Origin of the sequence: Escherichia sp. WS568 (assembly GCF_046486085.1) — a bacterium.
GTDB classification, from domain to species: Bacteria; Pseudomonadota; Gammaproteobacteria; order Enterobacterales; family Enterobacteriaceae; genus Escherichia; species Escherichia coli.
Map to the genome: position 1 here is coordinate 37,318 of NZ_JBJQMC010000019.1, position 22,153 is coordinate 59,470.

A 22,153-nucleotide genomic window follows, 5' to 3' on the forward strand; every position below is an offset into this window, starting at 1 on the left:
GTTTGAGAGCCAGGACTGGAGCCTTTACCAGTAAGTAACAAAGGTCCTTAGGCTTAGAATCCAAAATGACGCCTTTATGTAAAAAAATCATAGCTCGAAATACCGTATCATCGATGTAAACATACGTAGAGGAATTTATGGCAGCTGAGCACGTCCAAACTATAGACCTTACAAACTTCTCGGGAAGGATTTTCTTTCTGGCAGATCCTCATGGACATTACTCTGCGCTGTGCAACTTGATTCAATCAGTTACAAAGCCAGAAGAAGAGATAGTAATTTTCTCTACTGGAAATTTGTTTGACTATGGGCCGGAACCCATAGAGTTGATGAAGGCGATAAACAGTGGCTTTTTCGATGGACGTTTTGTGAGGCATTTCTCAGCTGCCGGAGCCGGAGAAGAAATGTTAAAAAAATTGTTACCATTAAACAAAGACCGGAGAACATTTTACCCCAGCACATACCTCAATGAGAGATGGTGTGTAATGGGCGGAAAGTGGCATAAAGCTGTAAATCGTTACTATTTAGAGGAAGAGATAAAAAAACTTCTTAATACCCAGCTTGGTACGATGATGCAGATTTTACTCAAAGGCGATATAAAAATTGGGGTTTGCCCTTCTGATTACGCCCCTATCCGCACATCATTCACTGATACTTATAATGCGCTTCAAGCATTCAACTATGCCAATGTGAATATTTTTCAGAGCCAGTTTCTATTCGGTATGGACCATGCCGTAATACCAATGATGATAAATGACGTCAACCTTATGGTCCTAGGTAGGAATCCTGTAAACAGCATTCGAAAAGCCCATGGTCGTACTCAAAACAATCTTCCAGTACTGATCGGTAATTGTTTACATATAAATACTGGATCACTCTATATGTCAAAATTAGAAGACCAGGTAATAGTTGCTCCGGGTATACCGCCAACTGACTCACCAGCACTTACATTAGTAGAAATAATCATGAAGAACAATCCAGTTTTATTGTGTCATCAGCTAATACAAACAACAAACAAGTTTTATTCACTTAAAACCTATCCGTTAGAACTCGATTCGATTGAAAACAACATTGAGGTAACAAGATGAAGATAAAATGGAAGATTATCTCAATTTCAACATTACTTTTGCATCTTCACGCAGCAGCTGCACCACATCAAGAGAAAGAGCAAAGAAAAGATGCTTTTTCTTCTGCCGCTCAGAAAAGTGATTCACTTATATCTGCTAAAGCGGAGCTTATAAACGGAAGGTGGTTTATAAATGGTAAATATAGGCCTGTTCTAAAGACCAGCATGACCAAAACCAATTTCTTAGAAATCATGAATGTTTCAAATAAAGAATCACTTTTTATGGTGATACCGAAACTTGAGTATAATATCATTGCCAAAAATAAAATCTTACTAAATGAAAAAATTGCATTAAGCGAAGGCACATCCGGAAAAAGCATTATTTGGGTCGAGCCTAAATCAAGTATAACTATATCGTTTATAAATGACCTTGCTAATACGCCCCTTCAGGCTATCGTTTCGATCACAAGAAACAACAAAGATGTAATTGCCATCTTTGGACCGGATCAGGGTAAAGGGTTTACTCTTCCCGGAAAGACATCTAATGATCAAGTGTCCGTTCCTGACGATTCTGATCTAAATATAAAAAAACTTAACATACCTCAAAGTGTTGGTAATTCAGTAACCATCAATCCTAAAGAGAAGAATTACCTCTTAGTTGGACAAGTAAAATATAAAATCTTATCTCTTCCGAAATATCAACATTTAGAATTTTCTGAACCGGTTTATATTGAGAAAAGAAAAGATATCCTCGGTGGTTATCGTTATTGGACGAAAGAAACAATTCTCTACCCCGGTGAATCATTATCTTTTATAACCAGCGCCAAAAACAATCTAAGGAAGCGGGATGATTAAAGTTATCACACTTTTATTGTTTGCATTACTGACTGGTTGTCAGTCAGTAGAAAGTAAAATCGAAGAACTCCCGACAGTTGGTTTTGACCCTATTCTATACAATAAAAGTGAGGCCTTTACTGACGGAAAAGTTACTTTACGTGTCGAAAGTTCAGGAACTGATGTTTGGCTTGTCGCCAAGAATGGAACCAGAAGTTTTATTGAGCTTTCAGGCCTAACGCTAGGTGGTAGTCGTTGTGCTTACAATGCCCGTAGTAAGCAACTTTTGCCCCCAGGCAGCGTAAGCACATTCGTAGTTCCTACGGTTGGAATGCTTGGACTTTGCTTCAACAATGAAGATCAACTTATGTTTATTAACCGTGCTTTTAGCAGAATCTCTCCCAAAGCAAAAGGAAAAGATTCTCTTTCTCTTTTATTTTCTGTTAGTTACGATTTTCCCGGAAAAGCGGACCTAATTAATAACCACGATTTTCAAGAGTTATATCTTTTATTTTTGAATGAGGATAATCTATGAAAAAAACATTAATTGTTATTTTATTATGTTTTTGTCACTCAGTTTTAGCATATCCATACCGTATCTATACTGTCCCGGAAGGGGCATTAGTAAAAAACATACTAACTAATGAATATCTAGGAAAAACCCCTGTGGTTGTGGACGTGAGCAATACCGAAGCTGGTTCTACTTTTGGGATTTCTTTATTTAGACATGAAAATGTTGCTATAAAGATTTTTACAGTAATGCCTTCAGCAGAAAATAATTTTGCTGTTTCTGGACCTGACGTTGCAACTATGTCATTGCCGGGCAAAGCACCTTTAAACGTAGTAAATGATGGGAATGGCGCTTCTGTTCATATAGAACTAAGACCTTATATGTCTGAACCTGCGCACACCCCATATTAATATAACAAGAAATTAAAAATATAAATCATATGAACTGCATCATAAAGATGCAGTTCAATATTTATTCTGATACTTTTAATTTTTCTTTTATGAACTCCTCTAGCTCCTTAATAAAACCCGCACTTATCCTATTGAATTCAATGCGAATTTTTCTTCCAGTATTGTTTTTACTGATTCTTGCATACTTATCTTTGTTATCAAAAGTAATAAGATCACTTGTTTCCCATTTTGTGGAATAAGATTTTTCACAAACACTTTCCACAGATTGTGTGATTTTCTCCATTACAACTTTTTGGGCAACTTGGAGATCTCCAATGTCTAAATCTTTTGTTTCCTCTTTAACATTATCTATTACTTCATCTAAAGGAAATAGATTTTTTTGCACATATTTCTGTAAACGAGACAAGCGACTATAATAGGAGTTCGGTATTCCTTCATAATCCGGGAATAAAGAGATCAATGTTTCGTCAATACGTGCCGCCTGGATTCTTTTGGCTACCGATACATGACTAATCCCAAGATATGCTGCGAGTTCTTCATTAGTAGAAAATCCCTTTTCTTCCATTTTCTTGATAAATTGAAACCCAACTTCTCTATATGAAAATTTTCGAGATGTTTGTGCTGCGGATATAATTGAATTTATATCATCTTCGGTTAGTTCATCCGGTAGTACCCACAGGGGGAGATCCTTTTCTGCCTTTATACAGCAGAAACGTCTGCGACTTCCTTCTATTAATAAATAAACCCCATCTCTTTTTACAGCGATCCCTTCGGTATCGACCCCTCTTTCTTCAATCTGCTTAAGAATATCTCTAACAGAATAATCTGTAAGGGCTTCTTGATTTCGTGGGTTTGCTGGATGGACTAAGGTCTCCTTCTCCACTCTCTGGGCTGGAACAATCACATGTTCCGCTTCAAGTCTTCGGCCCTTATGAAGAGTGAATAACTTTTTTATGCGAGGTGCTGTTTTCAAACCCGCAAGACCTGAACGGTGACCGACTTCTGTCCGCTTTGGTGCGTTTAAATATCGAGATTTATCATTCCCGATATGTTGCTCATCGCTCATGCGTTAACTCCTTGCTTAGCTGAAAAACTTTTTATTTCATTTATAAATTGTTGATATACCTGTAATACAGATTCTTCTGCGACATCAAGTTGCTTTGCGGAACAAAGTTCCTCTGATTTTTTGATATCAAGCACTGTACGCCCTTTGGAAGCAGCTGCCTTAAATGCTTCAGAATTTTTTATGTTAGCGGACATCAAAAGGTCCTGAACAGTTCTGATTAATTTATCCAAAACTATTCTTTCATATGGACTTTTGTCATCAACATTGACAGCAAGAACTTTGAACCATTTTAAATTATCGCCCTTACTTGGTGATTGTTTAAACCTTTCACTTATTGTAAGCATGAAGTCTGTAGTAGAGGCGTAATCATATTCACGTGGTGACACTGCGACAAGAATCCCATCGGCCGCTTCGTCAGCAGCCCAGATCAAAGGTGAATCTTCAGGTGGAGTGTCTATAATAATCAAATCATAGTTCTGCTTCAGTACCGGTAAGATAACTTCCTTGAAACGTAGTAACAAAGACGTTCGTTCTTCTCTAGAACATTGCCAGTATTTATCTTTAAAACGAGCATCTGTCGGAAATGCCGTTATCACGTCCAAGTTTGGCAGATGCGTTGAAAAAGGCATATTAGTGATGATTTCTTCTTCAGAGAATCCTGAATCTAAATATTTTTTATACTCAGAATTTTCTTCATAAATTCCAAGGATTGCATCAATTGCTGTAAGGAAGACATCATCTTCTGAGACACTTTGAATCATGCTGCTTCCAATCGAACCTTGTGGGTCCCATTCGATCATTAATACACGTGCATTCAGTTGTAGATCTAAAGCAGCTGCTACTGCTAAAGCTACAGATGTAGTGCTTTTCCCTGTACCGCCTTTATGATTCTGAGTAACAATAGCTCTGCTAAAGTAATGATCGCGGTACTTGGGATAACCCAGGGCATCCATTATTTTTTGAACATCCCAGCGGGTGTAAAGATGATTTTTGTTTTGATAAATAGGTGCACCAACAACTTCTTTTTCTTCTAAGTCCGAAAGTATTTTATTGAACGTTACTCGTGACTTCCCAAAAAAATCAGAGAGATTTTTTTTATTTAAACAGTGGTTGTAGATCAGTCTATCAACACCATCAACACTATCATCAGAAACAGATACTCTTGATGAAGCCATCAGAGATTCCTTAAGAGAAATCTGCTCGCTTTTCATGCGCTGACCAACGAGGGCGATCTTTTCAAGTAAATTCATGGTTATGACCTTTTTGCACTGAAAACCGACTTTTACGCATATATGTAAACTTTACGCATAATGCGTCCATTTCATTGTTATACGTACAATTCTATCCTTTGTTTCAATCCTAAGCTAATGTTTGTTTACTTTTTTATGATTTTTTGTGAGCTTAACTTGCAGATGAGAGCTCAGACTCTCTAGTCCATACCTAATGCTCATTCTTTTTAAACCACGATTCTTGTCGACTTCTCTACGCTTTGACGTTATGAGCTCCATTAATGAATCTTCACGCCTACCCTATTTCTTGCTTAGACCCTAAAATCTATCTCACCGGTGTGCTGATTTACGTTTCCTAACTGTGAATCGTTGTCGTCAGTCCAGTCTAAAGATATGAGGTGTTAATCTCTTGAGTAGGCCCACTACGAATTATGGGAGCAGAGTTAGCAACCTAGCCCAGAACTGAAACCCAACTTCAGGAGGCAACCCCAGTGTGGCGATTAAGGGGGTTAAATCTGCCAGCGGCTGACAGTGTCCTAGCTGCTGCTCAGTCACACCACGCCCTGATTAAATCTCCTGCCCGGTATTGTAAGGACCGAAAAAAGCCCGTGCATTTGTGTCGGCAGACCGGCATGAAGGAATATGACGTTAATCTGTATCAGCAGGCACTTTTCGCATGATGGGAGCAAGTGATAGCAACCCCGCCCAGAACGGAAGGCCAGCATCAGGACAAAACCCAAGTTTGGCGATTAAGGGGGTTAAATTTGCAAGCGGATGACAGTGCCCCAGCTGCTGCTCAGTCACACCACGCCCTGAGTAAATCTCTCGCCAGGTCTTGTTATGACCGAAAATAGCCAAAGCACTGGTGTCGGCAGACCGGCATACAGGAATATGACGTTAATCTGTATCAGCAGATACATTTCGCATTATGGGAGCAAGAGATAGCAACCCAGCCCAGAACTGAAGGCCAGCATGAGGACAGAACACCAGTTTGGCGATTAAGGGAGTTAAATATGCAAGCTGCTGATAGTGCCCCAGCTCCTGCTCAGTAACACCACGCCCTGATAAAATCTCCTGCCCGGTAATGTAATGACCGAAAAAAGGCCGTGCACTGGTGTCGGCAGACCGGCACGCAGGAAAATGACGTTAATCTGTATTAACAGACACATTTCGCATTAGGGGAGCAAGTGATAGCCACCCAGCCCAGAACTGAAGGCCAGCATCAGGACAGTACCCCAGTTTGGCGATTAAGGGGGTTAAATCCGCCAGTGGCTGTAAGTGCCCGAGCGGTGTATAAGAAATATTTCCCGAAGGACAATCTTTCGCTCGTACGATGAATAAAGTGTTCAACCCGGGAGCGGGGATCACTTAACCTGCTTAGCCTAAATCTTACGTCATTCTCTAAACGGAGTTTAAGCTTAATGGTCCTTAGAAAGTTAAAAGGACTACCCATAATGACGTCTTGAGATGGCGAATAAAGGGTTTTAATCTGCCAGCGGCTGACAGTGCCCCAGCTTCTGCTCAGTCACACCACGCCTGATTAAATCTCCCGCCAGGTCTTATTATGACCGAAAATAGTCCCCGTGCACTAGAGTCGTAAGACCGGCATACAGGAATGAAGCTTAAATCTTTATCAGGTTGCAAGGTTCGCATCATGGGAGCAAGGGCCTTGAACTGTAGGTTAACATCAGAAAATCCCAGATTGGCGATTAAGGGGGTTAAATCTGACAGCGACTGAAAGTGCCTTCAGATGCTGCTCAGGTATATTACAACCTGAAAAAATCAAGCGTCTGTTCATGCGAATATCGAAAAAAGCTATGCACCAGTTTCGGCAGACCGGCATGGAGTAATGAGACGTTAATCTGTATCAGCTGGCGCATTTCGTATCATGGGAGCAAGTGTTAGCAACCCTGCCCAGGACGGAAGGACACTATCAGGACTGATCCCAGTTTGGAGATTAAGGGGGTTAAATCTGCCAGTGGCTGACAGAGCCTTCTGATGCTGCTCAGACATACTATGCAACGATAAAATCACCCGTCCGTCCTTGTGATTATCGGAAAAAGCCATGCACCGGAGTCGGCAGATCGGTATGCAGTAATGTGACTTTAATCTGTATCAGCAGGCGCAATGGGAGCAAGTGTTAGCAACCGAGCCCAGGACGGAAGGACACTATCAGGACTGAACCCCAGTGTGGCGATTAAGGGGGTTAAATCTGCAAGCGGATAACAGTGCCCCAGCTGCTGCTCAGTCACACCACGCCCTGATTAAATCTCTCGCCAGGTCTTGTTAGGACCGAAAATAGCCCGAGCACTGGTGTCGGCAGACCGGCATACAGGAATACGACGTTAATTTGTATCAGCAGGTACATTTCGCATTATGGGAGCAAGTGATAGCAACCCAGCTCAGAACTGAAGGCCTGCATGAGGACAGAACACCAGTTTGGCGATTAAGGGGGTTAAATCTGACAGCGGCTGACAGTGCCTTCAGATGCTGCTCAGGCATACTACTCTCCCTGATATAATCTCCCATATGTTCTTGAGATCGTCGGAAATCGCCCATGCACCGGTGTCGGCAGACCGGTATGCAGTAATGTGATTTTAATCTGTATCAGCAGGCACATTTCGTATCATGGGAGTAAGTGTTAGCAAACCGAACCCCGCCCAGCACGGAAGGTCAATATCAGACCAGAATCCCAGTTTGGCGATTAAGGGGGTTAAATCTGCAAGCTGCTGACAGTGCCCCAGCTTCTGCTCAGTCACACCACGCCCTGATAAAATCTCCTGCCCGGTAATGTGATGACCGAAAAAAGCCCGTGCACTGGTGTTGGCAGACCGGCACGCAGGAATATGACGTTAATCTGTATCAGCAGTTACATTTCGCATTATGGGAGGAAGTGATAGCCACCCAGCCCAGAACTGAAGGCCAGCATCAGGACAGTACCCCAGTTTGGCGATTAAGGGGGTTAAATCCGGCAGCGGCAGTAAGTGCCCGTGCTGTGTTAAAGGAATATTTCCCTAAGGACAATCTTCCGATCGGCCTTTTGTATAAAGTGGTCACCCCGGGAGCGGGGATCACTTTACCTGCTTAGCCTAAATCTTACGTCAATCACTATCCGGAATTTTAGCTTAATGGTCCTGAGCAAGTTAAAAGGGGTACCCCTAATGACGTCCCCAGATGGCGATAAAGGAGTTAATTCCGCCTTCGGCTTACAGTGCCGCAGCTGCTGCTAAGGAACACCACGCCCTGATTAAATCTCCCGCCTGGCCTTGTGATGACCAAAAATTGTCCGTGCACTGGCGTCGTAAGACCGGCATACAGGAATGAGGCGTTAATCTTTATTAGGTGGAAGGATTCGCATCATGGGAGCAAGGGCCCTAGAACTGTAGGCTAACATTAGAAAATCACAGATTGGCGATAAAGGGGGTTAAATAAGTTAAAAGTCTTCGGTGAGCAAATTGGATAAATTTTCATAAACCAAAGCGTTAATATTAAACTTTTAGAAGAATGATTAAAGGATATTAAGTTTTGTATGCAATATGACACCAGTGATCTGTTTTCACTAATAATGCCGCGCTCCTTTGATTACCTTTGGTAAACAAAAATGTAATTTACGTGAATTTCATCTTATAAAGTCAGTATTGATGTTATAAATTTTGTTTACTTAATGCGTACACAACCTAAATGCGATTTGTAATTATGTCACTGTTTTTAAGCCATATTAATTATAAAACCAAAATTTGCAGCACAGTGATGAACTCATTAAGTCATAACCTCATTTGTTTACTTAAGGCATACAATAAAAAACCAGATTCTTATGAGACATCTGGTTTAATTGTTTTTGCTTGAAGATATTTACTCTACGCGGCCAAACCCGCTGCTACTTCTTGAGCATAGAGAATTTCTATTGCCTCGCCATAGCTACAATTCTCGCGGCTTTGAATTTCCCATAATTTACTCCTGTCAGCACTATCCGTAGTAAAACAAAGCTCCATTTTCCGGTCTACGTATAACCGACAGATCTCTTGGAAGTTTTCGAACCTGACTAACATCTCTGAAAACACCTTTTTGACTGTACGAATATTTTTCATTCGTTCATATTCTGCATCTGAAGTAGAAAAATATTTATTAGCCTTCATTGCTTCAATGCTTTCTTTTTCTTGTTTCATGATTATCTTCCAAGGCGAGTTAGCAGTCAGGGCCCGGCCAACAGAAGAAGTAAAATAATCTTCAAACGACTGTGTGATACAGATGCCAGCGCAGTTTGTTTTCCTGAACCTACGCCATGCCGCTTCGAGGAAGGAAGAGAAGAATTGGTTTGATTGATTTCCGGCACCTGATGAATTATCAGGACGAATGTACTCCCAAGCTTCATCTAGGATGAACAAGCGACGACGCCCATCTTTTTTGATGAACATTGCATGCTGAGCAGCCTGAATGATAGACATTAAAACAACTGTCTGAAGGTGGGGGGTGCCTTTTAGCTCCTCCAGTTCCAAAACAATAAATCTGCTGTCGAAGTTGATTGGAGGCAACGTATCGGTAAACCGGTGCCCATAAATTCCACCTTCGCACCATGCTCCGAGTTGCTCCCCAATATCCTTTATACGTTTGTCTTCATGCTTCTTGCAACGCAGAGCAAAGCCGGTTATTGAACCGGTCCGACCTGATTTTCTGGATTCCTGGTACTCTTCTGCAATAAGCTGAAGCATCACTGATTGTTGATAATCATCGATAAGGCCTTTCTCTGAAGCCATAATTTTTAGCTGATTCAGAACCATTATGGTCTGAGCAACTTTGTCTTTTTCTGCATCGTTTGAAGTTGATTCACCGGTAAATTCAGGTGCTTCGTTAAATACATCGTCGTTAACAGTGATGTCAGTTAGGAAGGCAAAGGGATTTAGGGTGAAGTCAGGGGTTTTACCGAAATCAATAAATTGACTGTTTGTATATTGTTCCGCAATCCCCTGGTAAGAACGCCCCACGTCCACTACAAAAACTTGAGCACCATCAGGATCATCATCTGGGTATTCGTTTTCTAAAAAATGCTTAAATGTTGAGCGATAATGAACGAGGTTATTAGATCGCGGTCCAGCTCCAAGATAGTTATTGATTAGATATGCTGTCCAGAATGACTTGCCTGCACCTGACGTTGCACCAATAACCATGTTATAGCTTGCAGAAGTCTTGAAAATATCAAGTCCCATGAGTTGACCTTCACGAGAAACTAAACTCAGTACTGGTCTATCTGTATTACCTTTCCAGGGCCCAAAGATCGGCGTCATATGAGCCGCTCCGGTGTTGCTCACTACTTCGGATCGGTCAAGGTCGAAAATTGTCTTTGGGTCATTGCACATTGGCAGACATGACATAAATGACGGGAAAACGATAAAGGAATCATCTGCTACTTTGACCCGGCTTTCGAGGTAAAAGGATTTGAGATCGTTAGCTGCTGTCTGCACAGAATTGGCATTACTACCCATAACAGTGAAAGTAAGATACCCTCTTAAAAGCTTTGCGCCATCCTCAAGCTCGCGAGTTACGGCCATGTAGTCATTATCCATATCCCGCAGGCGAGGGCAGAATGTGACAACTGAAGGTATACTTGCCTGTTTATTAGTGATTGCTTTGTAGCGGACGTTTTCTTTTGACAACTTGAGCGGATCGGCAAACTGAACAGTCTGAGTGATCATAAATGGGCTGAAAATTGTCTTACGTCCATGCATCCAGTTAACTACTAACTCATACATACAACCGAAATTGACGTATTCAGGAAACTTTACAACGGAAAGTTGTTTGAAGTAACGATGCTCAGATTCGTCGTCACTTTGTGTGACTGATGAGAAATGATTTTCTGTGACTGTATACTTACGGCCGGGAACGTTAACTTGTTCATTAAGCCTTTTCATAGTGTTAACGTCTATAAAACCTTCAGCCCACCGAGAGTTCTTTCCGGGGTTTACGACCTTATCTATACAATAGAGCCAGTTTTCTGCATCGACCTTAAACGGATGCAGTCCAATCGTAATTAACTTACTTACAAGTTCAGAGTAAAGTGAATCGATACGCGAATGTTCCAGCTCGGTAGGAAGGGCAGACTGTAAAGGAATCGATAGCGAGATCCATACCTGAAAATCCCTCAACATAAGGTTATCATGATCAGGTTTTAAAGGCTTATGCATACTTCTGTCGTAGTAGTCCAACTGATAACCATTAAGCAGATCTGCTTTAAGCTTATCGTTCCCAGTCATACGCCCACCTCGCACAGCTGACCAAGCACTAAGCTGTAAAGTCAAGTCTGGCAATGCAGTCAGAGATATTTGACAGACAGTATCTGTAGGAAAATCCATTTTGAACATTTCAGCAAGAACATCTTGCTGATTATCAAAAACTCCAGGTGATGGATTACAGATAAACATAAACCCTAATCTGTTGCCATCAATCAAAAAATAGTGAGTCCCTGCTAATTGATCGTAAACAGGGATAAACCCACCTAATTGATGGCGATTTAAACCGCTATTGTAATTATTGATAGCTTCCATATTTGACCTTACAGTTGTCTAACAATGCCGTTCGAAGAGACAGCTTTAGTTGCTTTTTGTTGCTGCTGCATATTTTCCCGGGCCGCATCCTGTACTTCTAAAGGAACTATGCGAGCTGGGTTTGAGGTCGAATTCTTGCCAGCAATCCATGTTTGCGGTTTTACGTTGACATAAACGTAGCCGGGAAGATTAAGCGCATCGTTATCATCGGTATAAGGTGCAAAAGTAATTCTCATTACTTTCCCCTGTTGCAGAACAGCAAGTGGTTCAGGAGCCACTACAGCTTGTTTATAACCTTGCGAACGGTATTGCTGGATCTGCCCAGTGTTGAGAGTAGGGTTAACGGGCTGGCCATTGTAAAGAGAGTACATATCCTTGCCAGGGCTGATATCAGAATTAGGTGCAACGTAGCGTGGTGCATTTCCAGCAGAAACCGGATAGCTTGTTTGTTTAACGACTTCCGCAGCCGGATGAACGAAAGGGTTACCAGCTGAAGAGGCAGTGCTATAACTGCTAGTCATCCTTACGTTTGAATTAACCGGTACACCAGAAATAGGCCGTGGTCCAATGGATGAAGTAGGGGCACCCATTTTTAAAGTTTTATCGTACATGACAGGTAACTGACCAACTGGCTTAATTTCGGTTTTTGAATAAGCCACAGGCTGATTTTTAAGGGTTGTAGACTGTGGATATTTGACTTCCCCTGGAGGGCTAATTTCAGTTGGATAACGGCTGTCATTGACAGCCGATTTCTCCTTTCCCGATTCCGACTCTTCCCCCGCAAGTGCAGACAGATCATCTCGATTATTAGTTAACTCCATAACTTCGCGAGGACCTTTACAGATAACGCCCTTTTCAATGCCTGGACATTCGGATTCGGAACTCCCGATGGAGCACCCCGTAAGATATGAGGATGTACCTACAACCAGAGCACTGAGTACCAATCTTTTGATGTTCATAAACTAGCCTTAATTTGTCTCAAATGGATTTTTTAAGAGAGGTTCAACGCTTTGGTTCAACCAGTAGTCGAAATCTTTTGGAATGCCATTACCAGCCAAACCATCCTGTCTGACAACTGAAGGTACACCCTGCAATTTATAAATTCCTGCGAGCATCAATGACGCTACCAAAGGTTCCGCCGGACATTCTTCTGCTTCTTTTTGAGAGAGCAATCTTTTTTCAATGTCGGATTTGCTTCCCATTAGCCAACGAAGAATATCGAGGTTGTTTATTTTTCCTTTTTCTTTACTACACCAGAGCCTTCTAAGCTCTTCTTTTGGCTCACCGGGTGAGGGAACTAAAACAATATCTATCCGATACTTGTCCCGATCTGCATAAAATTTCTTAACAAGTTCCATGCAACCGTCACAATCAAGTGTTAAGAAAATGGCTGCTTGTCTCTTAAGCTTTGAATTTCCCAGATGAATGGACGCTACAGTTTCCAGAGGGAAGGGGGCCTCATCAAGACTAATAAAATAGGAATTTCTGATTTCTTCTACAGTCAGAACAGGTTTACGTTTAATTACATCAACAAGGCTTCCCCCAGTAAGGGAGTATCGGCCATCGGTCGTTACTGCCATTAGCTGCGAACGCTCGTCCTGAAAGAGGTATAGCCCACCAGAAGGAATGTATATGGCATCCTTAGGTTTATATCCTTTCATTTTTGATAACGCACCCGAGATCTGACTGGGTGAAACGCCGCCTTCCTTTGCCTTTGCCATTAACGCAGCAGCATCACTATTAGTTAGGACCTGCTCTGAAGCATAAGTGACCGTATTCGCCATAATGGCGAAAGCCGCCATTAAAGGGAAAAGTAACTTTTTCACTATTGGGTGCCCTCTACTTCTTTGCATTATAAGAACTTGATTGTACCGCTTCAGAGCTATCTTCAAGTTCCATATAAGTGACGATTTCAACACTATCCGGTACAGTAACGGCAAGCGTTGCATCAATAATTAAATAGCCACGGTCACGGTAGATCTTCATTAATGTTCTGAAATATTCTTCGAATTGAGTTCTATCATTGTCAGCAGTACGGCCTCCGTGATGCTTGAAAAATTCCTTACGTAATTCAGGCATGTCAAGCACTGCAATCTTGTACGAAGGCTGTGATTGTTTATTGAAGTAATCGTAAACATTCATAAAGCCTTTATAACCATAAATAATGACCAAAACGGCAAAGGCGAAGAAAAATAAATACTTCAATATTTTTTCAATATCAATTTCGAAGGTAATTTTTTTTGTTGTCCTTTCTCGCACCATTTTTTTAGTGATTTCAGGTCCAGCTGATTCAGTCGATTCTTTTTTTTCTAAACTATCCATTTAAACCTCAGCGACTGGTCAGATTCGTTGGAATTGTAGTTCCGGTCTGAACGACAAATGTAATAGCTCGGCCAGGGCTAATTTCTACGATTGGCCACTGTTGTTCTGCAATTGCGGTGTAGTAATCGACGAGTCGATTAAGGCCACCTTGAGCTGCACCAGCCCCGGCTAATGCCCCAAGTGCACCAAAATTAGGGGACTGATACTGAGCCTGTGAATTAGGGTCGATGTTAAGTGAAGATACCTTACTGGGGCTTAAGCTACCGGCAAGTGAAGAAAGTCCACCGGCAAATGCAGCTCCTGCAATTGCGTTACCATTTCGGCTGATAAGCGTGCCTCGGATCCCATTTTTTCCGTCATTTTCACTTACAGCATATGCTTCCAGTTTTACGTCAAAAGCTTTCCCTTTTGAATTAACACAAGAGATAGAAGTGGCACGTATGTAAGCACGCTGTGACGCCAAATCACCAACAGCTGAACCCAGAAGGTTACAGTCACGCAAATCCATGGTGAAATTATTGGGCATGATGACATCTTTTTTAATACGCATTGTTACTGGCATTGGTTCTGATTTGGAAGAAAGGCTTGTAGGCGCTTCAAGCCCGGTAATCAGAACACCAGTGATAATAGATGTTGCCGGAAGAAACATTTCATCTTTTCGGGCAGCATGCCGCGCTTTGCTATCAACTGGCGCAGTACCATCACCTCGTACAGTCCGAGTAGGCGCTTTATCTCCTGCAATGACCTCTCTGCCTTCCTTGATTCTGTTTTCAGACACGGGCATAACCTGAATGACACCATCGGTACCATTAGTCTTAATGGAACTTTGTGTGATTGTTCTCATCGGGCTATTACGCGTAGGTGTGATAGACGCGTAATTAGGGTTTACGCCATTAATCGGCGCATTAGCATTAAGCTGATAAGGAGCTGCCGGTGCCTGCTCATTAATCGTTTTACGCGAACTACCAGCATCCAAGTTACGATTGCCGTTTCGATTAGTCTGCATATCATTAATTTGCTGAGACAGTTGCTGAAGTTGAGAAGTTAAACTTGCAACTTGGGCTTTAGTTTCCTGTTGGGCTTTTTCTGCTTTTTCGCGGTCCTCTTTCGCCGCATTTTGATCAAGTCGGTTTTGCTTAACCATTTCCTTATATACTTTCTGGCTTTCTTCATTACTCAATTTGTTCATTTGCGAATCATCTAACAACAAATTGGTCTGCATGTCTTTTTTCTGTGTTTTCTTTTCTTTCTTAACTGGTGTGGAAAAAATAGACTGGCTAATAATATAAACAATCACTACCAGCAGAGCGCCAATAACAGAAAGTCTGACGGTCTTATTTTCCCAGGCCTTTTTAATGTCCATGATTAGCTCCACTTGTAGGTTTCTGGAATCGTTTAATTTTTAGATTTCGTTCGCTGTCAGACATCTGAGGAACGATATAGGGATCACCTGCTCTGGCCCAGTTTTCACGAACAGATGGATGATTCATTTCAGCTTTATCTATCTGGCTCGTTCTAGATATTTCATGTTTGTAATTAGGTTCCAAAACGTTACTTTTGTGATAGTCAAAAGCATTCTCCTCATTAATATTGTCCTCTCCTACAAATTTATCAATAAGAGTTGGATCGTTCATTATTACTGTCTGAACGGGAAAAGCGTTACTGCCATCTTCGATACTAATGGGTGCGTCCGGAACGATTAATACACTCCTTTTTGGTATATATTCTGACCTGTAGTAAAAGCTGGTTAAAGCAAATACGACAAAACCAATCACGGTGGCCCCAAGCAGAGCAGGCAAAGTAACTTTTCCCATATTATTTTCTGATTAGACTTGGTCTGGTTGTAACCCGGGCCTCGCGTTCCTTGAACAATTTATCCCGGACTATGTAAAGCTCTGTTTCTTCTCCCGGTTGCAGGTATGCTTTATCAAATAAAGCACTTGCAATAACGCCTTCTGCCATACACTGCTGATCAGCAACGATTTGACCGTATGGTTTATCGTTTTTCACAAGAATTACATCAATAAGTTCACGTGAGCCAACCAGTCTCTGACCGAGCTTTGCATACATATTAAAGTTACATGGGGACTGCTCTGACGCAGGAATACGAGAAAGTCGGTCCTGTTGTAAACTGAATCCTGAAGGGACCTCACCAAGAGCCACAGGAGTCAATAAATCAATGATTCTTTGTTTATGATCGTCTTGTTTTGGATCCGATGGAGCCAGTTCTTCTGACTGGGAGCGGGCCAACATTTCCTCATAGTTTTGCTTATCCAATGAGGTTTCACGTTTGGCTTGCATAGATGGGCTTAAAGATGTAGTAACTGAAATCATCGCACCGGGAACATCAAGCGGTACCAGGGTCAGGTTATAGGTCGATTCAGGTACCTGATCTTCCGACAACATAATCCCGATTGGTTTATCGGTATTAGTTGAAATAAAGACATCGCCACCATTAACAAATATGCTTGCCTCTTCAGCAGGGGTAGAAGTGCTGACAGAAGCATTCTTGAAGCTGGTCGATATTCTGTTTTGAAGTCCTCGTGAAACTGGCAGTACCACATTCCCACCAGGCGGCACATTTACACGCTGAACTTCTTTATATCGGTTACGAGCTTCGACATAAAGTTCATCGGCTTTTGACGTGGCGGTCGCATTGGTTGCATTCTGCTGGGAAGAGGTACCTGTTGGTCTCCCATAGCTATCAATTGCACCAGAGCGGGTCTGTGCGTCAAATCCGGGGAGACTAGGATTATTTGATAATGCTCCAGTAATAGCGCTTACCGCAGGCGAAGCATTGCTGGCTGGGGAAAGTTGCACGGTAGGGAGATCAGTTGTAGGTTTTTGTCCCTGCGCATTACCGGCTTCACTAAGGTTTGTTTGTGCACCTGACTGTTCAGAACCAGCTTGACCCGGAATAATGGCTTTTGCAGCTCCATTCTGAAATCCGTCAGCACCAACTGGCATTACAACCGGGTTATTAATTGTTGCTGGCAATTGGTATTCTTCAGCGATTACGCAGTTCGAAGTCGTGAGCATGATCAATGCGGTAATTGCGTTGAACCCTAAGCCCTTTTTTTTAATCATCACTTGTTACCTGTAGACGGTGGCGGATTATCCAGCGTTGCCAGTTGCTCTTTGCCGTTTATCGTAATTTTTTTAATATTCGGTGTTCCGGAATATTGATTTACATATGCAATTCTTGGGCGACCATTTTTCATCCCGAGAACCCATTCATAAGTCCATTTCGATGATTCAGTTTTGTCCGGAACATTTACAAGTCGAGTCGTTTTGGTACCCCAGACATAGACCATGTCATTTTTTGGATCAAAGTAAATATCATTAGGCTTAAAGGTCTGCTCAACACCACGAGCCTGCATGATATTTATCTGCTCCTGTAAAGACTCACTCGTTTTAGCCTGTAGTTCAGGTGAAAGGGCATCGAGGACATAGGCCGTCACAAAGGAAATATTAGTTGGATTAATATTCCCTAAAAGGGTACTAAAAAAGAGAGCCCATTGTGTTTTATAAGATTCCGATGCTTTGTTACCAACAACCGTGATCTCTTCATTCATGTTTGGAGGGGTAACAATCGTCACTGGGTCAGTGAAAAAAAGAATCTTTGCAACCAATAACCCAATGACGGCTATTGAAACAGTATTAATGCGGATAAGTTTTGTATCACGATTAATCAGGGCGCTGTATGTAATTCCAGCACCTGACGCTTCAGCTTGTGGGCTAAATCGTTTTTTAATGTCCAAAAAACGTCCCTTAGCACTTTCATCTTTCTTTACGTATGACTGTTCAAGATCACCGTTTTCATCCTTTTTAGATTTTTTGAAAAAAGGGATGTTAATGCCACTTAGCATTTTCATTCATAGCTCCATCAAGAATACAAATCTCTGATAAATGGATCGTTGAAATAACGGCTACTAAAAACTGCTTTACCTGGCAAAAAACCGAGCCACCAGAGTCTGTGTTTTAGCAATCCTCTTATTCCTGACTCAGCTGCTTTGTTATACGCAATCCAATATACAACCGCTACTACAACAGAAAACCCGAAGCATTCGAAGATATTCCCAAATGCAACCAGAATGAATGCAAGCCCTATTTTTTTTGCATCCCAAAACAAAATCAGTAGAGGCATGTTGATCCTGAAAGGGAATCTATAGGTATGCTGAGGAACGTCGTTCTGCTTACTCATTAAAAATCCAGAGAGGGGGATGAACCCCCTCATGCATGATTAACAATAAATTACAGCGGTACGCCAGCATCCATAAAGGTGCTGATAATTTTCTCGCCGTTGGCCATTACCAGCATCATGAATAATGAAACCAGTGCCAGGCCCGGGTTAGGCTTAAGGACAGAGAAATATACGCTTGAGATCAACATCGCGGCTGCCAGAATTTTGCCCGGAGCTCCAGTCATACTTTCACTCATGTATGACCAAATATCTCCCAGTGCCCCATCATCTGAACCCGCATATGCCAGACCGCAAAAAAGCACGGTCAGCAGAACAAACAAAATCACTTTTGCGCTTTTTGTTTTAAAAAGTGCAGCCGTGTTAGATTTCTTTTCACTAAGGCCAATATTTAAAGAAAGTTCCATAATTACTCCGTGTAGATTTGAGTTCACGTAAACGCGAATGAATAATACTTTTTTATTCCGATCCTTCCGTTCGCATAAACCCCCTTTTTTTAACGTTTAGCGATTGGTGAATTTTTAAGCAAAGGGGCCTAAAGCATAATCTTTGAAAAGTACCAGTGAACGCTTAGTAAAAGTTTGAAAGAGGGGAGGGGGTAAGATTACGTTAAGCTCAATCCTGAAGCTGATGAGACTCCTCAAGCATAAAAGTCACTTTTGATGGTTTGAAAAGCTCTAACTAGATATCGGGCAGGTAACTAAGCTTCATATCTAATCTTTTTTGTTCCCTTAATATCTATCTCTTGATTCTGAGAAGGCCGCATATCACTGTGCTCCCTGGTTCGGCAACTATCAGTTGGAGAAACTACATACAATCCTCGGCCGGTGCGTCATTCATCTAAATGCCTTTTACACCTCTGGGCGTGAGTGGGACTTTGTCTTGTCCATATGAACATCATTCATTCGAATGCTTTTGGCCAATGCTATTTAAGCAAATGCTTTCTGGCTGAGTCCTTTTGCGAATGAGTCTTTGATATAACTGCATGAATTTTGGGTTGTTTGGTGTACTAACAAAACAAAGGCATTTCTTTGAATGCCATTGGAGTTGTGATGCTTCTGATATTTTTTTGATCTCATATCAAACACATAGTCCTTCTGATGCCCAATGTCATAGATGTCTTGGACCATTCTCGCTCTTAACAAAGCTGTACTGTGTGTCATTCGACCTAATGCCATTCACCAAAATGCCTTTTTATACCACTGCATAGCTATGCTCGGGATACAGTGGCAAACAAAAGCATTTCAATGAATGATTTTTTGGGATACCGACATCAAAAGCATTTGTATGAATGTAAGAGGCGTAATCCACAAAAGGCATTCACGTGAATAGAGTGCGCACGAAACCATCTTGCTCCACGGCATTTAATGAATGGGCTAGCATGTACGCTTGAGCCAGAAAGGCATACAGATGAATAGTCAGGAGTTCGTTTGAAAAGTTACTTTTTTGCACATTAAGCCGAGATGTAAGACCAGTAGTAAAAGAAGCACTAAGCATAGCACTGATAAATAACTTATTTTTCAGCATGTTATAACCAGTGCATACCTGGTAGCTTTCAACCTTGTTTGGCGAGGGCCAGCTTAGGGCTTCTTTTGAAGATCTGAAATTGTATGTCGCGACCTTTCTTAACTTCTTGATAATCGAGATATCCGATAGATTCAAGTTCCCGCATTGCTTTACGAATTATCTGGTTTTGCGTACGAATAGGGGTTGTAAGAAGCAACCTTTCCCTCAACCGTTTCATATTAACGAACAACGTACCAGCTGGCATTGCTTCAAAATAAATATAGAGAGATTGCGCAGCTTCTTTTTTAGCCAAAATGTATAGAACCTGAAGGCTTAACAATGTCTTATGGTCGTAACGATACAGTTCCCACATAGAAGGATCCCCAACCAACTCAACAGTATCGCTTTTTGGATCAATCATAGCCTTCTGCACCAGATGCGTTACTGTGAACCGACCACTCCGAGAGTCTGAGAAGGCAAGCACTACCGATGCAAGGTTCATTAATGACTCTTTAAAGCGCGCACGAGTTCGTTTGTTGATGTTTGTTGAACTGATACCACACATCTTCGCAAACTCGTTAAAAGTCAGGGTAATCTTCTCGGAAGTAAAACCATATTTACTGAAAGCCATGATGATCCCGAGCCAGCACTTAAAGTCGGTAGACATAGATAGTTTGACACCAGTTATCTTGATGTCGTCATAACCCTCCGATCTTGCAATTTCCATACACGAAAGCTCATCAGAGGCATCAACTTCAAAGTTTCGGTCGCGGTTTTCTTTTGTGCCGACAGGGGTAAATACACTCAATCTCAACAGGGCCACGGGCTGAACCGACTTGGACGAGTTAGGCGTCAGTTGATAAGTCTTACCTGATTCATTACTGGTTACGTCAAAAGGATGGATTAACTCGTTGTTTTTAATCATTAACTTAACTCGTCGGTGATAAGATTTTCATTTGGCAAACTGTTTATAACATATTCTTGCAAATGCTTTTTACGCATTAACCTAAATGCCATAAGCATTCCAGTAAATGCCTTCCTTATTCATTCAAATGCTTTTCGCATGCATCCGAATGCCGGATCCTTTCATAAAGTCACTATAATCAATGAGTTAAAGATGCCGTGATCTTTACTTGAACTCTATTGATCTTTAGTGATCTAAAGAATTGATCTATCCTGTTGAAAACAATGATAAGTCCATATAAAACAAGGAATAGCGCTCCTTTAACAATATCTACAGATCGCAAACGGAAATGAACGAGGGTCTACTATCATTGTTTTATTCAAGACAGTTTTTATTTTAATTTTATTAAGCAAATTTTTTGAGTTTACCTTTTAGATGTATCAGCCCTATTTGGCAAATTTGAGGTTCATGTATCATGTAGTAAACAGGAGGAAGATATGAACAACAGCAAACATACAGTCATTGAAGTGGATACTAATCTAGTTGAAATTGAAAAGGGATTTAATCCCCGAGAGGCGGTAATCGGAGATTTGTGTTACGAACAAGAACCTGTCAAGTCGATGATTGTGTCAATCAAACAAGCCTTTAAGGAAGGAAGGCAGGTTGATATGATCAAGGTCGTAAAAAGAAAAGGTAAATATTTAGTTCGTCAAGGTCATACTCGTTTTCATGGCTTAAAATTAGCAATTTCTGAAGGTGCTAATATTCCAAAATTATCTGTTATCCTAATCGATTATAAAAACGAAATTGAAGAATACCTTGAGAACCTCGATGGTAACAGAAGCAATGGGCTAAATCCGGTTGGGCAAGCTCATGCATTAGCTCATGCTGTTAGTCTCGGGTATTCGGTTGAAGAACTAGCAATGCGATATCAACGATCAACTACCGCAATTCGTAATATGCTAAAAATCCTTGATATGCCATTAGAGCTTCAACGTTTGATTAGCCTAAATCTAATCAAAAAAACGCTCGCCATTGAAATAATGTTAAAATATTCCAACGATCACAAAATGGTTTTAAAACATATAGAAGGTTTCTTACCTGGCGTTAAGAATATTGAGACTACAACGAGCAAAATTGTAGGCATACCTGAACACAATGCAGCTGGAGCAGGACCAGACACCTTAAATAAAGGCGGACCAGAAAAGAAAAATTCGGCAGTCACTCGTAAGACTTTGGGTATTAAGCGCCTCTCGCATAAGAAAACAGAACGGCTAAAATCTGAATTTCTTGAGCTTGTGGAAAGTACACATACGGAATCTATAACGAATACTCAAACAGAACTAAAATTTGGTAGAGATAGTGCACACTTGTTCAAAAATGTTAATAGTAATAATGTAATATTTTCCAATGATGGTGTTCAAATAATCTTGAATGATGAAAAGCTAAATATTTTATTGTCTTTACTTAACGACGAAAATACAGCAATCATTGTTTCTAAACCAAAATTAGAAGAGCTTCTGGAAATTCGAGATCTCCTTAAGGAATATTAAAAACGAGGATTAGTT

The 22,153-nt window shown here is 41.3% G+C and carries 18 protein-coding genes; 5 read left to right on the forward strand and 13 right to left on the reverse strand.

The window, feature by feature from the left end; genetic code table 11:
* The first annotated feature begins 137 nt into the window (after nt 1–137).
* Genes ACJHWR_RS18815 through ACJHWR_RS18830 form a run of 4 tightly spaced genes read left to right on the forward strand, consistent with a single transcriptional unit; the run spans nt 138 to nt 2,818 of the window.
* Nucleotides 138–1,085: a metallophosphoesterase gene (locus ACJHWR_RS18815; RefSeq protein WP_046788422.1), complete on the forward strand. Its 948-nt coding sequence runs from the start codon at nt 138–140 to the stop codon at nt 1,083–1,085.
* Nucleotides 1,082–1,918, forward strand: coding sequence for a hypothetical protein (locus ACJHWR_RS18820; RefSeq protein ID WP_042634275.1), 837 nt, complete (start codon nt 1,082–1,084; stop codon nt 1,916–1,918). Before ACJHWR_RS18815 ends, ACJHWR_RS18820 begins: the two co-directional genes overlap by 4 nt.
* Complete coding sequence (locus ACJHWR_RS18825) at nt 1,911–2,432, forward strand: hypothetical protein (RefSeq protein WP_000598516.1); 522 nt, start codon at nt 1,911–1,913, stop codon at nt 2,430–2,432. The genes ACJHWR_RS18820 and ACJHWR_RS18825 overlap by 8 nt, the downstream gene beginning before the upstream one ends.
* Nucleotides 2,429–2,818, forward strand: coding sequence for a hypothetical protein (locus tag ACJHWR_RS18830; protein WP_001572421.1), 390 nt, complete (start codon nt 2,429–2,431; stop codon nt 2,816–2,818). The genes ACJHWR_RS18825 and ACJHWR_RS18830 overlap by 4 nt, the downstream gene beginning before the upstream one ends.
* A 61-nt stretch (nt 2,819–2,879) precedes the next feature.
* On the opposite strand, the gene ACJHWR_RS18835 is transcribed toward ACJHWR_RS18830, so the two are convergent.
* From ACJHWR_RS18835 to ACJHWR_RS18895, 13 genes are all read right to left on the reverse strand, one after another.
* Nucleotides 2,880–3,884, reverse strand: a complete 1,005-nt coding sequence (locus ACJHWR_RS18835) for a ParB family protein (RefSeq protein WP_032192066.1) — start codon at nt 3,882–3,884, stop codon at nt 2,880–2,882.
* Nucleotides 3,881–5,134, reverse strand: coding sequence for a ParA family protein (locus ACJHWR_RS18840; RefSeq protein ID WP_032084678.1), 1,254 nt, complete (start codon nt 5,132–5,134; stop codon nt 3,881–3,883). Before ACJHWR_RS18840 ends, ACJHWR_RS18835 begins: the two co-directional genes overlap by 4 nt.
* Nucleotides 5,135–8,970: 3,836 nt before the next feature.
* Complete coding sequence (locus ACJHWR_RS18845) at nt 8,971–11,652, reverse strand: TraC family protein (RefSeq protein ID WP_000387412.1); 2,682 nt, start codon at nt 11,650–11,652, stop codon at nt 8,971–8,973.
* Between the two features lie 8 nt (nt 11,653–11,660).
* Nucleotides 11,661–12,611, reverse strand: coding sequence for an IncHI-type conjugal transfer lipoprotein TrhV (gene trhV / locus ACJHWR_RS18850; RefSeq protein ID WP_001022587.1), 951 nt, complete (start codon nt 12,609–12,611; stop codon nt 11,661–11,663).
* A gap of 9 nt (nt 12,612–12,620) precedes the next feature.
* Complete coding sequence (gene htdT, locus ACJHWR_RS18855) at nt 12,621–13,373, reverse strand: protein-disulfide isomerase HtdT (RefSeq protein ID WP_183079335.1); 753 nt, start codon at nt 13,371–13,373, stop codon at nt 12,621–12,623.
* Nucleotides 13,374–13,491: 118 nt separating this feature from the next.
* Nucleotides 13,492–13,974 carry a hypothetical protein gene (locus ACJHWR_RS18860; protein WP_000377633.1) on the reverse strand — a complete coding sequence of 161 codons (483 nt, stop codon included), beginning with the start codon at nt 13,972–13,974 and terminating at the stop codon, nt 13,492–13,494.
* A 7-nt stretch (nt 13,975–13,981) separates the two neighbouring features.
* Nucleotides 13,982–15,337, reverse strand: coding sequence for an IncHI-type conjugal transfer protein TrhB (gene trhB / locus ACJHWR_RS18865; protein ID WP_000351841.1), 1,356 nt, complete (start codon nt 15,335–15,337; stop codon nt 13,982–13,984).
* Nucleotides 15,327–15,788: a plasmid transfer protein HtdO gene (htdO, locus tag ACJHWR_RS18870; protein WP_000521240.1), complete on the reverse strand. Its 462-nt coding sequence runs from the start codon at nt 15,786–15,788 to the stop codon at nt 15,327–15,329. The genes trhB and htdO overlap by 11 nt, the downstream gene beginning before the upstream one ends.
* Nucleotide 15,789: 1 nt before the next feature.
* Entirely contained in the window at nt 15,790–17,061 is a 1,272-nt protein-coding gene (locus ACJHWR_RS18875; protein ID WP_000592090.1) for a type-F conjugative transfer system secretin TraK, read from the reverse strand.
* Nucleotides 17,061–17,849 carry a TraE/TraK family type IV conjugative transfer system protein gene (locus ACJHWR_RS18880; protein ID WP_000783153.1) on the reverse strand — a complete coding sequence of 263 codons (789 nt, stop codon included), beginning with the start codon at nt 17,847–17,849 and terminating at the stop codon, nt 17,061–17,063. The genes ACJHWR_RS18875 and ACJHWR_RS18880 overlap by 1 nt, the downstream gene beginning before the upstream one ends.
* Before the next feature lie 11 nt (nt 17,850–17,860).
* Nucleotides 17,861–18,211 (reverse strand): type IV conjugative transfer system protein TraL, encoded by a 351-nt coding sequence (locus ACJHWR_RS18885; RefSeq protein WP_024152015.1) that lies wholly within the window; start codon nt 18,209–18,211, stop codon nt 17,861–17,863.
* Nucleotides 18,212–18,228: 17 nt separating this feature from the next.
* A complete protein-coding gene (locus ACJHWR_RS18890) occupies nt 18,229–18,582 on the reverse strand; it encodes a hypothetical protein (protein ID WP_000423602.1) in 354 nt (117 codons plus the stop codon).
* A 1,148-nt stretch (nt 18,583–19,730) separates the two neighbouring features.
* On the reverse strand, nt 19,731–20,606 hold the full coding sequence (locus ACJHWR_RS18895) for a RepB family plasmid replication initiator protein (protein ID WP_000594612.1): 876 nt from the start codon (nt 20,604–20,606) through the stop codon (nt 19,731–19,733).
* A 476-nt stretch (nt 20,607–21,082) separates the two neighbouring features.
* Here ACJHWR_RS18895 and ACJHWR_RS18900 point away from each other — a divergent pair, with 476 nt between their 5' ends.
* Nucleotides 21,083–22,138, forward strand: coding sequence for a hypothetical protein (locus ACJHWR_RS18900; RefSeq protein WP_001065779.1), 1,056 nt, complete (start codon nt 21,083–21,085; stop codon nt 22,136–22,138).
* Nucleotides 22,139–22,153: the final 15 nt, after the last annotated feature.